The sequence below is a fragment of the Eisenbergiella sp. OF01-20 genome (genome assembly GCF_003478085.1).
GTDB lineage: Bacteria > Bacillota > Clostridia > Lachnospirales > Lachnospiraceae > Eisenbergiella.
Genome location: NZ_QUES01000022.1, coordinates 67,552 through 82,774, shown reverse-complemented (window position 1 = coordinate 82,774; position 15,223 = coordinate 67,552). Strand labels below are relative to the sequence as shown.

The window sequence follows — 15,223 nt, the reverse complement described above, 5'->3', positions numbered from 1 at the left end:
CTTTTTTCCCTATTCCTTTCCTGTAAAATAAATGACATTTTCTTCGTTTCGGGGTACCTTTCCGTCAAGTTCTATGACCACGATGCGGTCCGGCTCCCGGGAATCGGTTTGTATCTCTTCCGGCAGTATCAGCCGCAGGCCATTTCCCTTCTGTTCAAAAGCCAGTTCTTTTTCCTCTCCGCAAAGGGTGCAGCGCCGGACACCGATGCCCGGATCCGGGAGCAGGCGGCCTGCAAAAGCTCCGGTATCCAGGATATGCAGATAGATCCGGTTATCACGGAAGGTGGTTCCGTATACGTTATCCACCGGTTCGAACGGGCCTCCTCTTGTGCCGTAAATGCTTTCGCCATAGCGGCCCAGCCAGCCGCCGATCTGCCGGATGCGGCTATGGATTTCCTCCGATACTTTCCCGTTTTTGTCAGGGCCTATATTCAGCAGAAGGTTGCCGTCCCGGCATACCACATTCACCAGCATACGGATCAGCCAGTCAAAATCGGATACCGGATCCTCCGCCATCCATCCCCAGCTGCTTCCGCTGCAGATGCACATGTTTTTCTCCCAGGGTACGGGAATGATTCCCCCCTGGATTTCATGGGAGCCTTCATCGCAGTAAAAATCGCCTTCCCAGCCGGAGCGGGGATTGATTACCGTTTTGGGGCTGTGGGAACGCACCATGGCATTCAGCTTTCCCGGCTCCCAGAACCAGGCGCTGGAGGTATCGCTCCCCTTGTGAGCCAGCCAGCCGCCGTCGTACCACAGGATATCGGGGCTGCCATAACGGGTGACCAGTTCTTCTACCTGAGCGTAGCATTGTTTTTTCATCAGCGCCGCATTCTCCGGCAGGCCCTCCGGATCAAAATAGCCGGGGAACCGCCAGTCCATGGGGGAATAATAGTATCCTACCTTCAGGCCGGCTTTCCGGCAGCTTTCGGTATATTCCGCCACAAAATCCCTGCCGGATCCGGTCTGTGCCGTGGTAAACTGCCCGAAGCTGCCCGGGCTGTCCCAGAGGGCAAAGCCGTCATGGTGTCTGGTAACCATAACCATATACTTTGCTCCCATTTCCGCCGCCATCTGCGCCCATTCATCCGTGGAAAAATTCTGCGGGTTAAATTCTTCGGCCAGGGCTTCATATTCTTTTTCCGGGATCTGTTCATTAAAGCGCACCCATTCCCCTCTTCCCAAAAGGGAGTAGAGTCCCCAGTGCACGAACATCCCTATTTTGGCATCCCGCCACCACTGCATATCCTCCGGCCCCAGCTTCAGGCCGGGGACCTTTACCCCTCCCAGGCTTTTAAAATTAATGCTGCTTTTCAGCATGGATTTCAGTTCCGCCCCTGTCATTTCTCTGGGTATTTTCTTTTCCATTACCTTTTCCGCCTTTCCAGTGACCGGTCCGTCGCCCTTTGGACCGGTCACTTACTCATACAACCAATCGAGGGTTTCCACGCCTTCCCCCTCCAGCCCCGCGTTCCGCGGGACAATAGGCGTCTCCTTTGGTATCACGCCCGCAACCACAAAAGCACCTGTGCCCAGGTAAATCTCATGGGTTCCCTTTTCGTAGGAAAAAGCGTGAATATGGACTGCCCTGCAGCCCTGGGCCTTTATCGCATTGGCATAAACCACAGCAAGGCCGCCTCTGTCGTCCGCATGGGTATTGGTTTCCAGCTGGGGCACCTGCAGCCATTCCACCCCTTTGTCATCAAAATAACCAATCAGTATTTTGGAATCCCGGGCCAGGGTTATCCTTACGGTGATACCGGTAACAATGGCTTCACCCATACCGAAACGGATTCCGGTAAGCCCCTGCAGCTCGGGCGCGATATTCTGGATCCGGCTGTCGCTGTCCGTAAACAGGCATTCCCCCTTTTGCAGGGGATAGGTTTCAAGCCCTTTTCCCTCCAGCGTAAAGGACGCTTCCGGGAGTCTGCTTCTTTCGGTGTCCGTTTCCTCGTTTCCGGGAAGCCAGCCTTCTTTGAGCTTTTCCAGATTCTTTTTGAAATTCGAAAATTCTTTTTCATATTCCGGGAGGCACTGTGTCCAGTGGCCGTAGGTTTCCCCGTTGGGGAAAGGGATTTTCCGCTGGGGAGTCTGCATACTGTTGGCGTACAGGTATGTTTTTTCCGTGAGGGCAGTCAGTTTGCGGTACCAGGCCATCGCCTGTTCCCATTGCTCCTGTGCCTCATCCAGATAGGTGATATCCCCAAGACAGGTATCGTCCATTCCGTATTTATAGGCCAGAATATGCATGGCGGCCCGGATTTTAAAACAGTAAAACAGGGTCATGGCTTTTACCGCCCTGCAGTCGTCCAGGATTCCCCGGATCCCTTCCTGATCCGTGGCGGGAAACCGGGCGGCCTGCGCCGCACAGGCATCCATGCGCTCCGCCAGGACTTCCAAATCTTCCGCCAGATCCCAGGGTGTTTCCCCCACATGGGGAAGGCCTTCTTTTTCTTTTCTCCAATAATCATCCGGCTGCTCTCCCACGGCCGCCACGGAATGCCACAGTTCCCGGTTGGGACGGTATTTTACCACATTAGTGAGCTGGGACATGGTCATCCCCAGACTCATCGTCTGGCGGTTCCCCTCCGTGATTCCCACTCTGCCAAGGATTTTGGGCGCGCACAGGCCCATGGCCTCCAGCGCTTTCAGTAAGCATCCCGCGCCTTCCTCCGGCATTCCGTATTCCCGGGCGAGCCTGCGTTTCCAATATTCCTGTTCTTCCTCCTCCGGCCTCCAGGGATTCCAGGCGTAGCGGAACCATGCCTCGTACCACAGCCAGTCACGGCGGGGCTGGGTAAGTCTTTTTTCCGTTTTATCCGGGGAATAAGGCCAGTCCCAGTAAAACAGCGGATACAGATGCAGCCCGTTGGCCCCCAGCCTGGCGCTTCCTGCCTGGACACATTTTTGGATAAATCCGGGCGCCATGAACCGGAATGGCTCCAGATTGGCCAGAATATGTACGTTCATGATATGGCTGCCCCCAAGGGCGCTTAAGTTCCGGTGAAGCTGCTGCCAGTTTCCCCTGGGCAGATAGGTGGTCAGGCTCTCCCCATTGTATTTCCACATGGTATACAAATGGGAATATTGGGCCGAAGCAGCTTCCATGGCAGCCACCGGATCGCAGTCATGGCCCCGCAGGATAACCGGCGGTTCCTCCTTCAGCCCGGCTTCCTGCGCCCCCTGTTTAACGGCTGGTATAATCGTCTTGGCAAACCAGTCCGTTTTATTCTGTGTTCCACGCAGCGCTTCCCCCAGACAGACCATCAGGCCGATATGGGGGTAGGTCTTTATAAATTCCACAATGGATTTATAGGTGTAATCCGCCACCAGGGGATGGATATTGCTTTGGTTCAGATCCAGTCCGTGTGCCCGGGCAAAGGGCAGGGAAATATGGATGTTATAAAACTTCAGGACCACCCAGATCCCCCTTCTGTCACATTCGCGGGTGAGCCAGCCGAAAAGCGCCCTGTTTTTTTGGTATTCTTCTTCGGTCACCTCCAGGGCCTCCGGGTAATCCGGCACCTTCACCAGGGAAGCAAAGGGGTGTCCGCTCCAGATATAGAGGACATTGCAGCGTTCCTGAAGCATCCTGTCCAGTAATTCCTGCCACATTCCCTTATCATAAAACCAGGGAAACCGATCCGGGGTGACGGGGTATTCATACGTATGCCTCGGCGGCTCCAGTTTGGTTTTCTGAAGGCCCACACAAGGCCCCCGCAGCTGAAAGGCCGGCGCATCATAGAAGCTGAGATCGGCCGGCAGTTCCTTTTCCGCCCGCAGCAGTCCCGCCAGCTTCAGGCAGCCGTACAGGGCGCCGGATGCACTTCCGCCGCAGACCACAAGCATTTTCCCGGGAACGCGCTGCAGATAAAAGCCTTCCCCTTCCGGCTGCCTGCGATGGAAGCAAAGCACTTCTTCCTCTTCCAGCCAGGTCATCAGTTCCTCTTCCTTACGGATTCCCACATAGATCTTTTCACCGGGAAGCAGGCGGTATTCCCATGGATGTTCGGGTATCTTTGCCCACCGGGTGACATAGCCGGTTTCCTCCAGTGCGTTTCGTACCAGTCTAATCCCGAAGGCGATCCGGGGCGCTTCTTTTTCCAGCCGCGTTTGATCTCCGAGCAGGGTAATTTCTCTTTTTCCCATAGTTTCCTTTCTCCCTTATAACGGTTCGCACAGGTTTGTACAGTGAATGCACAGACCTGGCCTACCTGCCATGAAAGCTTCCTTTCACATCACTCCAATACCGCTCCGCGTGTTCCAGGATTCTGTCCGCATTTTCCCTGGACATGGGGCTAAAATACAGGAACAGGGCGCTGCTTCCGTAACGGGCCACAAGTTTATCCAGCCGTTCCAGCCATTCATCCACGCTGCCGCTGTATACTTTGACCCAAAGGCCTTTTCCGGCTGCCACGGCCTTGTCGTAAATGGGGTACCATTCCTCAAAGGTGCCGTCCGGGCCGTAATCCCCGCTGGTCCACTGCAGGGCATCGATTTCCTCAATCTCCATAATGGCATCCAGATGGCGTACCGCATCCGGGCCGTCCAGATGGTAAAGGGCATGGTTCAGCCGCTTTGCCTGCCCGCGCAGAGCCTCCTGTACGAATTCCCGGAACTGGCCGGGAGAAATCATGGCGGAGAAATCACACTGCAGTTTGGCAATTTTCCCTTCCCCCCAGATCTGGAAAACGGTATAGCAGGAGCTGTCTTTTCCGTTTTCCTCCTGCTTTGCCAGTTCATAAAAGGCGTCGTAGTACCGGAAATACAAATCCTGTACCTGGTTTACCCGGCGAAGCAGCTCCTCCGGTTCATCCATCATGTCAAAAATGGTATTTTCCGCTCCCCGCATAGATACCAGGACATCCAGGTTTTCCATTATATCCGGGATACCCACATAGAAATCCCCTTCCGACAGCTCGCATACCCGCCGGAAAACCTCCAGGTGCTTCTGAAACCATTTGTTTTCCGGATCGAAGGTGAGATCCGGATATTCCAGCCAGTCCTCCACACATTCCTGGAACCATACGGTTTTCATGTCAAAGAGGATTTCACTGCCAAGGTAACCGGCCATGGATCCGGGGCCGAAATCCACGCTCAGGTTGGGAAAGCTTTCCGCCAGAAAGTCATGGGTTTCACAAAAGTAGCGGAACCGTTCCACTATCCGTTCCGGGTTCCAGTATTTATCCTCTATATCCACGGATTTCATGCGCGCCGCTTTGACCGGGTCCGCCGCTTCCGGTTTTTCGGCAATAATGCTCATCAGGGGCCTGCCCGTGTTCTCCCGTTTCCAGTACTTTTCCCATTTCTGTTTGGTCTCTTCCCAGTTTTCCTTATATTTCATTTCCCTTTTTCCCTTTCTTTTTGTGCAAATAATGCCAGCTTGCAATAAAAATCCTCCAGAATCAGTCTGGGATCCACGCTGTTATATACGCGTATGGGGCGGCTGCGTTTCGTATGTACATAGGTCATATCTGCGGTTATCAGCGGTGCGCAGATCCAGTCAAAGCAAAACCGGTGTTCATAGAGGAGGAGGCCCGGCGCGGGGGAATCCCCCAGCACCCAGGTTTCCCCTGTCCGGAAAGGGCTTTTCCGGGACGCTTCCTCCATCTGGCAGGCAAGAAGCTGCTCAAACAGATACCTTCCCAGCCTGCCCTGGGGGAATACCCGGTATTCCAGCTCCGCAAAGCTTACCGGCATCATTTCGTATACGTTTTTGGGTACCTGCCACAAAGGGATGGGGGAGGAAAATACCACGTTGGCGGCGTGGATATCATTCCCCAGGTTAAACTCCGGCCCTCCGTCAGGATATTGTCCCCCTCCGATCCAGATGACCGATAGCCGTCCTGCTATGGCGGGTTCCAGCAGATAAGCGCTGGCAATATCCGTGAGCGGCCCCAGGAAGGTCACAAATAAGGGGCGGTCATCTTCCCGCATGGCCTCTCTGATAATCAGCCTTGCACCCTCGGAATCCACAGGCACTCCCGGCCCGGGAAGCGGCCGGCCGGCTCCCCGGAAAAGAAGATTTTCTTCCGGGATATCCATCAGGGAAAGGATCCTCCGCAGTTCCCCGAAGCTTTGCTCCATACTGTCCGCCGCTCTGTCTGTCCCGAAATGGGCGGCTATCAGCCCCACATTATCAAAGCGGGGGGAAAGCAGGGTGTGTACCACGGCAAAGGGATCATCCGCCTCATTTTTCGCATCCGTATCCGTGATGACACGGATCTCTTTTTCCCGCGGCACCTGAAACCGGTAATTTTGGTATCGCATGTTTACTTCCTCCCCTCCGGAGCCGGCACAAGCTGCTCCAGTTCTTGTTTCATGGCCAAAAGCGCTTCATCCGACACTTCCGCAAACGGAGAACGGGCAATCTCCTCCACTATGGTTCCCTCTCCCTGGAATGGGATGCCCGTGGCCGCTTTCGGAAAATGCCGCACAATGATTTCCCTTGTTTCCGGGAGGGAAAGCAGCTCATTTAAGTTGCTGTCCATCCCGAAGCGACGGCGTATGGAGGGGTTGGGCCGGTAGGTGAAGAGGTAGCTGCCGGCCTCCACCGTCGCCCATGCATCCGTCCCTTCTTCGCAAAACAGAAGCTCTTTTTCCTCCGTATAAGCATCGTCTTGTTCTTGCCGTATCTCGGCACCGGCCCCTCCCGGCAGCACCAGCTTTGCCGAAGCCCCGAACGGAACCGTGAAATGCAGCCGGAGTGTGCCGTCCGCTTCCAGTTCCCAGCCGGAACGGTAGGTTCCTGCCGGGGTCCGCAATTCCCCCTTTACGAAGTTCAGCCTGTAATCCGGCCGGGGAGCCAGGACCGCCTTTCGAAAGCCCGGCGCATCCTCCACGGGATTGATACCTGCGGCATAGCGGTACAGGAAGGAGGCTATGGAACCATAGGCGTAATGGTTCAGGGAGTTCATTCCCGTGCCGCTGACAGAGCCGTCGGGCAGCACCGAATTCCAGCGTTCCCATACGGTGGTCGCTCCCATTTTCACTTCATACAGCCAGCCCGGGTACGTTTCGTTCAGCAGCAGCCCGTATGCTTTTTCCGTAAAGCCGGAATCCGCCAGTGCCGGACACAGATAGGGTGTGCCGACAAATCCGGTATTGAGCCGGAAGGCATTTTCTTTCATCTTATTAAAAAATGCCTTTTTCACCGGTTCCCGGAACGCATCCGGCACCAGGCCGAAGGCGTTTACCACCGCATAGGCGGTCTGGGTATCCACCGCAAGCCTTCCCGAAGGGGTATAGTATTCCCGGAAAAAAGCCTGTCTGATCTCTTCCGCCAGTGCCGCATAAGATTCTTGATCTTCTTCTTTTCCCAGGACTCCGGCGGCTTTTGCGGTAAGCAGGGTGGAATAATAGTAGTAGGCGGTCGAAAGGAAATAAGGATCCGTGCTTCCGTACACCCCGCCGTCCACTTTTCCGTCCAGTGCCAGCCAGTCGCCGAAATGTCTGCCGGTACGCCACAGCCGGCCGCCTCCGTTCCTTTCCTCTTCTCCCCGGATATACTCCACCCAGGCTTTCATGCTGGGATATTGGGCCTTCAGCACATAAGGGTCCCCGAAGTGTATATAAACCACCCAGGGAATGATGGTTGCCGCATCTCCCCACGCACAGGCGCCGTTTAGCTCATAGCGGGACATGGGAACCACATACGGCACGCTTCCCCCGCATTTTTCCTGTTCCAGGGCCAAATCTTTTAAAAATTTCAGATAAAAAGCATAGGTGTCGCTGTGAAAGCTGGCCGTATCCGCAAAGATCTGGGCGTCTCCCGTCCAACCCATCCGTTCATCCCTCTGCGGGCAGTCGGTGGGCACATCCAGGAAATTTCCCCGCTGGCCCCATTTTATATTGGACAGCAGCCGGTTCACCATAGGCGATGAGGTCTGCAGCATGCCGGTTTCCTCCATAGCGGAGGAAATCACGCAGCCGGTAAAATCCTCCGGGCTGACGGTCCCTATAAAGCCTTCTACTTTCACATAACGGAACCCGTAAAAGGTGAAGTGGGAACGGGCCGTACCGGGTTTCCCGTCCGATATGTAGGTGTACTCACATTTTGCCGTGCGCATATTGTCCCGGTAAAAATTCCCGTTTTGCAGGATTTCCCCGAACTGCAGACGGACGGCAATCCCCGCAGGCTGGTTCACGGAAAACTCCATCCAGCCCACCATATTCTGCCCCATATCCAATACGGTTTCCCCGGCCGGTGTATGAAGCAGGGCCGCCGGCCTGAGACGGGCCTGGATCACAAGGGGAGGGCTGAGTCTTGGGGTAAGGCGCCCGGTGGATAATCCGGCTTCCTTCACCGGGTAATCCGTCTCCCCCTGTCCCCTCTCATCGTAGATTTCCCCGTCATAGATGCTGTCAAACAGAACCTTTCCCTTCCGCACGGCCCAGCTTTTGTCCGTGCCGGTTATCCGCTCCTCTCCATCCCGGAAAAAAAGATGGAGTTCGCCGATAAACGCATACTCCTCCCCATGGCGGGGCAGCTTCGCCTTCAGCCCGTAGGGGCCTTTGTACCAGCCGTCCCCCAGCATGGCCTCCAGCATATGGACGCCTTCCGTCATTTCTATTTCATAGGTCTGGTACTGCAGCCAGCTGTCATAGGCATGAAGTCCCGGAAGAAGAACCTCCTCCCCTATTTTTTCCCCATCCAGGTACAGCTCGTAAACCCCCAGGCCCAGCGCATAGAGGCGGGCGTACTTCAGGGGCTTTTCCACCCGGATTTCCTTCCGGAAAACCGGATGCTCCTGCTGGGAAAAGGTTTGGGTTATGAACACGCCTTCCCAGGCTTCCCCCTCTCCTTTGGCGGTTTCAAACCAGGCAGGTGCGCTTTCACAATAATCTCCGGCATCATCCCATACCTCCGCCTTCCAGTAATATCTGGTCCGGGGCTGCAGCCGTATGGGCAGCTCGTGGCAGATACTGTCTATAGCCTCCGACTTTCCCGAATCATAAAGAAGCTCTGTGAAAGTCTCCTCTTTGGCAGCCGTCACTCTTGCGGCAGTCTGCCGTCTCCCCCGGCTTTCCTCCACCACATAGGAAACCCGGGCGCTGTCCATGGAAAACCCCAGCGGATTTTCCATCCGGTTTGTCCGCATTCTTGTTATCTTCATTCTTTTCTCCCTTCCCGGTAATTGTAACTGTTCCGACAAGCCTGAACGGTTACCGGTAATTGCCTTTTTCCCTGAAAAGCCGTTTCACTACATCATAGGAAAGTTTTTTCCTGCGCAGCTCATCCACAACGCCTTTGTTGTTCATGGTCCGGGGCCTTGGCCCGAACCATTCTTCACTGACCCGGGTATCGCAAAACTGCCATAAATTCCTTCTTTGGATACCCGCGTTCTCCCTCTCTTTTCCTGTATCCGTCACAAGCTGCCCGGCCGGCTGCCGTTATCTTTCAGCAGACCCAAAAAATTCCACGGTAATCGTTTCCCTCTCCCCCGCTTTCAGGAAAAGGGTCCTGCGGATTCCCCGGTATTCCAGGCAGATGCTTTCCTGCCGCGGCGCCGTGAAACCGGCTTCCCTCAACTCTCCCTCCTGCCAGCGGATGTCCGCACGGATTCCCCCTCTGGCTATAAGGCCTTCCACGCAGCCGTCATCCCATGCCTTTGGCAGGCAGGGAAGCAGGCGGATTTTCCCGCCATGGCTCTGCAGCAGCAGTTCGGCGATTCCCATGCTCAGGCCGGTATTGCCGTCCAGTTCATAGACCTCCATAAAAGAACCGGCCCCTCTGGTGGGCGGGTGCATGACCAGGAGATTGGGATGGGTTAAGGTCTTGTGCATACTCCCAAGATGGAGGGAGGCCGCTTCCTTCTTTCGCAGCCTGGCGCTGTAAAGCAGCAGCAGGGAACGGGCCCAGCCGGTATCCTCCCAGTTTTCCTGCGGGTACAGCCGGCCCTCCAGGCTCTTCCATGCAGCTTCCGCCAGCTCCGGAGTCTCTTCCGGCGTGATTTGGGCGTAGGGGAATACGCCCAGCAGATGGCTGGTATGCCGGTGCTGGGGATCCGCCGCCGGCCAGGAATGCTTCCATTCGGCCAGTGTTTTGTCCGGCAGGATCCGGTAGGGGAGCAGGCGGGGAAGGATCGTTTCCGCCCGCCGTTTCAGCTCCCTGTCCGTTTCCCCCGCTTCCGGCAGCAGCGAAGCCAGTTCCAGGAACTCCTCCAGAAGCTCCCGTATCATAAGGATTTCATAGGTACAGCCGTTGGAAAAATACCGTTTCTTCCCGTCCTTTAGAAACGCATTTTCCGGCGACACGGACGGGCCGGAACTATAATATCCGTCCTCCTCTTGGAACACATATTCGGTAAAGAATTCCACCGCCTCGCGGAACACCGGATACGCATGTTCCCTGGCAAATGCCTCATCGCCGGTATACCGGAAATATTCCATATAAAGGGAAGCCTGCCAGATCCCTCCCGTGGGGCAGGGCGAAATGGTGCGGGACCAGTACGGGGCGGAAAAGCCCCAGGCGTTGGACACCAAATCGGCGCTCCATCCCTTCCGGCCATAGCTTTCCCGGGCGCTGATCCGCCCGGAAGGAAGCAGCAGCTCTTCCATCCACGCAAAAAGCGGCCTGCAGCATTCGGGCAGATTTCCCGGCCCGCTCAGCCAATAATTCATCTGGGTATTGATATCCAGATGCATATCGCAGGTCCATCCGATGCGGCAGGCCACGTTATCATTCCACACACCCTGGAGATGGGCCGGCAGGGGCGAATCTTCTCTTGAGGCGCATTGCAGAAGATATCTGCCGAACTGGAAGGAAAGGGCCGAAAGAGACGGATCCTCCGTTCCCCGGCGCAGGGCGGACACTCTTTCATCCGTAGGGATCCTTGCCGCCCTTTCCTGTTCCTCTCCGGTACCAAGGCGCAGAAAAACCCGTCCCATCCTGCGTTTTACATCCTCCATGTGCGTTTTCCGTATCCGGTCATATTGCTCCGGCAGCCTCCGTCTGTCATCGGCCGTATTTTTGTGCCTCCGAACCCGGATACCTGCCTTTTCCTCATAGTCCGTTTCCATCCACAGGCCTACGAGAAGCCGGCTGCATCCGGCAAAGGCTATCCCTTCATCCGTACAGGAAACCGCCCCGTCCTCACACCATACCCGCACGGTGCCTGTAAGATCCACCCCGCTGCTGCCGTCGCTGTGCAGCGTTTCTCTCGCCTGTACCAGAAAACGGAACTCCTCCCCTGCCTTCTGTGACAGAAAGGGATTCTCCCCGCCGTCCACCCACAGCTTTCCGGTCAGGCTCTGCGGCTCACTCGTCCTTATTTCATAGCAGAATACCTGATCCGGCCAGGATACAAACGCATTCCGGTCCACCGTATTCCCTCCCTGCCGGTATTGCATGGAAAACAGCCCGTTTTGCAAATCAAGGCTTCTTTGGTATCCCCGTATGTCTTTTCCTTCGTCATCAAAGGCAATATGCAGCTTTCCCGCCGGAAGATTGGTTCCATAATTTCCCCGGTTTCCCATGAAAGCAGAGGCTTTTTCCATAGCCTCCTCCTCTTTCCCTTCCTGCAGGAGAGCCCGCATTTCCCGGAAGGCTGTGGCCGCCCCCTGTTTATTATTCTCCCGGGAAGGCGCCCCGGAAAAGAACGTAAGTTCCGATAAATCCACAGTTTCCCGTGTTATTCCTCCGTAAACAACGGCGCCCATCCTGCCGTTTCCCAAAGGGTATGCCTCCTGCCATCTGCCCGCCTCCCGGGCAGACCATATCCTATCCAGCATGTCTTTCCTTGCTCCTTCTGGGTTCTTTTCCGGGTTTGGCGTGCCGCAGGGGCAGCACGCCAAACCCGGAAAAACTTCCTCTTGCTTGACTTTGCCTTTTATTCTCTTTATTATGATTGTAAATGGTCCGGTTCTGCCCGGACTGCCGTAACACCGTAAAGCAAAGACGGTTGGAAGGGGGTTTTTATGTATCAGGCTGTTATTGTGGACGACGAACCGGTCATCGTATCGGGCATCCGGGACGCGCTGGACTGGGAAGGCTTCGGCTTTGAAATTGCCCTGGCCTCCACAAGCCCTGCCACAGTGCTCCGGTTTCTGGCTGTTCATCCGGTGCACCTTCTGATAACCGACATTTCCATGCCGGAAATGGACGGCATCGCGCTGATCCGGGAAGCCAAAGCCCTCGTTCCCCTGCTTTCCGTCATAGTCCTCAGCGCCTATGATAACTTTGATTATGTCAAAGGGGCGCTCCGCTATGGGGCGGAAAATTATCTGTTAAAGCCTCTTTCTACCGATGAGTTAAGCGATTCCGTCCGCAACGTGGTTTCCCACGTCAGGGAACGGGAGGTTCTGAACCTGAATTACGGAGGTACCATGCTCACCTTCCGCAGCACCTTTGTGGAGCAGTGGCTGAAAAATCTCCTGACACCGGAAACCCTTCTGGAACGGGCCGGACTTCTGGGAATCAACCTGGAAATGGATAATTATACCGCGGTCATCTTCAGTGCGGATAACCGGAATGCGGCTTCCATGTCCCAGTTCTTCGATTTTCTGTTATCCCTGCTGCCCGGAAGGCTGCTGGCTCATTTTTATTTTGAAATGCCGTACCGTCTGGTCTGTATCTTTTCCCGGCTTAATCCCTCCATGGATATCCGCTCCTTCATCCTCCATCTTTTGGCTCTGTCCGAAAGCATGGGCATTTCCATTTCCGCCAGCATGGGGGATACGGTCCCCTTTTACCAGTCTGTCTGGGAAAGCTACCGCCAGGCCTGCTCCACGCTCTTCTGCAGCTGCTGCCAGGTTCCTTTTGTCTCCCACGACGATTTCCTGGAAGAGGAAATCGTGCAAAAGCTGCTGATGCTGCTGGAAAAGGGAGGCACGGACGCCTTCTGTGAATGCTGTCCGGACCTTTACGGACAATACCAGCCCTTCCGCTGTTCCGTCACCCTTACCTCCTGCCTGCTGCTTTATCTGTCCGCCGATTTGGACGAGCTTCCGGAAAAACATCCCGGGCTTGCAGAACTTCTGCTTCCTTTTCCCGGCAGAGAGGAAAACGCGGACAGCCATTATTCCTATATCAAACGCCTTGCGGAGGAATGCACAGCCATCAAAAGCGCAGCCAGTCAATCCATGTATCCTTGTGTGAATGCGGTCATTAAGTCCATTGAGGAGTTTAAGGAAAAGGATATTTCCCTAAAAACCCTGGCTGCCCGGCTGCATGTCTCCCCTTCCTATCTGGGAACGGTATTCAAGCAGCAGACAGGCTACTATTTCAACGACTACCTCACGGAAGCGCGTATCCGGTATGCCGCAAAGCTGATTGAAACCACGGATATGAAAATGAAGGATATCGTGGAAAAAGTGGGCTTTTCCAGCCAGACCTATTTCAACCGGATGTTCAAACGCTTTTTCAATGTATCTCCCGTTACTTACCGGCGGGACAAAAAAATAAATTCCTGACGGTTTCAAAAAGAACCGGGGCTGTCTGCACAGCCCCTTTTCTGGTCTTATTCGTAGTCCTTAACCTTCTCCAGTGCATGATTCCACTCTGTGGTGTAATATTCGGTTATCTGATCCAGGCCAAGCCCTTTGGCGTCGGTCACCATGGTCTGCCACAGGCTTTCGAATTCCGCTTCATCCTTGGCATATACCATCTGCCAGGAATATTTTTTCACCACCTCGCCGATCTGGGTTTCTATGATCTGCTGATCGTCGGAAGGGATCTGGACCATATTCACAGCCTGGGTGGACTTGCCCACCATATCGTTGGCGTACAGGTATTCCGCAAGGGTGGTGGTTCCCAGCCATTCGTTCACCTCCACCTTCATTTTGGTTTTGGTGGCGTCTCTTTCAATGGTAGCCGGCCAGTAACGGTAGCTCAGGGTAAATCCGTCTTCCAGCTCTGTAGCCGCCTGCGGCCCCAGGGTGTTGAAGGCATATACGCCGTCCTGGAAAGCGCCTCCGCCCACTTCTTCGGGCATAAGCATTTCCGTTTTCTGGTCAACAATATCCCAGTTTGTTATGACAGGTTCCCCGTCCTCCCCTTTTTCCCAGGCCACGCCTTCCGGCCCGTTGGTAAGGTATTTGCAGACCTCCAGGTCATACAACCAGTTGAGGAATTCCAGTGCCGCATCCGGGTTCTTGCAGCTCTTGCTGATTCCGAAATACCAGTTACGGCCGATTGTCTGATCCGGCGCTTCATACAGCTTCATATCGTTTGCCACCACGGATGCATAGCCGTCCGGATCCTCTTCATTGTTCACATGTCCCGCATTGGGATCGTTATAGGTTCCGGTAAGCCAGGAAAACCAGGAAAACATAACGCGGCCGGAGCTTAATTTCGCTACCATTTCATCGTAGGTCTGGGTCATGGCATCCGGGTCCAGAAGCCCTCTCTGGTTGGCATCAAAGTAGAATTTAAGGGCTCTTTTGTAAAAGCTGTCATCGGCAAGAAGAGACTTTGTCTCATTGGTGATAATATTGGTTTCCATCAGGGTGGATACATACTCCGTATCGATTCCGTACATAAAGGAAAGGGTGGAGATTTCCAGTGCGGTATATTTATCCCAGTCCGAGAACAGGGAGAAGCCGTACACTTTTTCGCCGTCCGGTGTCGTGGGTTTTTCTTTTACCATCTGTTCCACCACATCCAGATAATCCTCCAGCGTATTGATTTCCGGCTTGCCCAGTGCCTTGTAGACCGACCACTGGAGCAGGGGTACCCAGTTATATGCATTATAGGCGGTAGGCCCGATTGCGGTAGGCATGATATAAAGTTTGCCGGAACCGCCGCTGGTATAATCCTGGGAATACTTGATCGCATTCTGGTATACTTCTTCGCCGAAAATGTTGGGCAGCTGATCCTGATATTCATCCAGAGGCAGAAGCATACCTGCATCCATAGCCAGCTGCGCCTGATCCAGCCCCTTGAAGCCTATAATGTCAGGAAGCTCTCCCGCCACCAGATACTGGCTCAGTTTGGACTCCACTTCATTTCCGGTGGGGTCAAAATTAATCTTCATGTTCAGGTCTTCATACAGCTTCTGCGCTCCCCAGCCCTGCCAAATGCCGGATTCCCCGGTCACGGACTGCTGGATAAACGCGCTCAGGGTCACTTCCTCCCTGCCTGGTTCCCCGCCCGCTGCCTGTGTTTCGCCCTGCGCTGCGGTCTGTCCGCCTGCCGCACTCTCCGCATTTTTGCCGCAGCCGGCCAGTGTGCCGACAGCAAGTATCGCTGCCATTGCCAGTGCCAATCCTCTTTTTCTCATTT

9 protein-coding genes are annotated in these 15,223 nt (G+C 54.8%); 1 reads left to right on the top strand and 8 read right to left on the bottom strand.

Going from position 1 to position 15,223, the window contains the following annotated elements; all coding sequences use genetic code 11:
* Positions 1-9 precede the first annotated feature (9 nt).
* From DXA36_RS21570 to DXA36_RS21540, 7 genes are all read right to left on the bottom strand, one after another.
* Positions 10-1,368, bottom strand: coding sequence for an alpha-L-fucosidase (locus DXA36_RS21570; protein WP_118681522.1), 1,359 nt, complete (start codon positions 1,366-1,368; stop codon positions 10-12).
* Between the two features lie 51 nt (positions 1,369-1,419).
* Positions 1,420-4,149, bottom strand: a complete 2,730-nt coding sequence (locus DXA36_RS21565) for a hypothetical protein (protein ID WP_118681521.1) — start codon at positions 4,147-4,149, stop codon at positions 1,420-1,422.
* Between the two features lie 61 nt (positions 4,150-4,210).
* A complete protein-coding gene (locus tag DXA36_RS21560; protein WP_118681520.1) occupies positions 4,211-5,344 on the bottom strand; it encodes a trimethylamine corrinoid protein 2 in 1,134 nt (377 codons plus the stop codon).
* Positions 5,341-6,270, bottom strand: coding sequence for a nucleoside hydrolase (locus DXA36_RS21555; RefSeq protein ID WP_118681519.1), 930 nt, complete (start codon positions 6,268-6,270; stop codon positions 5,341-5,343). The genes DXA36_RS21560 and DXA36_RS21555 overlap by 4 nt, the downstream gene beginning before the upstream one ends.
* Before the next feature lie 2 nt (positions 6,271-6,272).
* Positions 6,273-9,116, bottom strand: coding sequence for an alpha-L-rhamnosidase (locus DXA36_RS21550; RefSeq protein WP_118681518.1), 2,844 nt, complete (start codon positions 9,114-9,116; stop codon positions 6,273-6,275).
* A gap of 49 nt (positions 9,117-9,165) precedes the next feature.
* A complete protein-coding gene (locus DXA36_RS21545) occupies positions 9,166-9,372 on the bottom strand; it encodes a hypothetical protein (protein ID WP_118681517.1) in 207 nt (68 codons plus the stop codon).
* 21 nt (positions 9,373-9,393) lie between these two features.
* Positions 9,394-11,733: a glycoside hydrolase family 95 protein gene (locus DXA36_RS21540; protein ID WP_118681516.1), complete on the bottom strand. Its 2,340-nt coding sequence runs from the start codon at positions 11,731-11,733 to the stop codon at positions 9,394-9,396.
* Positions 11,734-11,919: 186 nt separating this feature from the next.
* Here DXA36_RS21540 and DXA36_RS21535 point away from each other — a divergent pair, with 186 nt between their 5' ends.
* Positions 11,920-13,413 (top strand): helix-turn-helix domain-containing protein, encoded by a 1,494-nt coding sequence (locus DXA36_RS21535; RefSeq protein ID WP_118681515.1) that lies wholly within the window; start codon positions 11,920-11,922, stop codon positions 13,411-13,413.
* Positions 13,414-13,460: 47 nt separating this feature from the next.
* On the opposite strand, the gene DXA36_RS21530 is transcribed toward DXA36_RS21535, so the two are convergent.
* Positions 13,461-15,221, bottom strand: a complete 1,761-nt coding sequence (locus DXA36_RS21530) for an extracellular solute-binding protein (protein ID WP_118681514.1) — start codon at positions 15,219-15,221, stop codon at positions 13,461-13,463.
* Between the last annotated feature and the right edge of the window lie 2 nt (positions 15,222-15,223).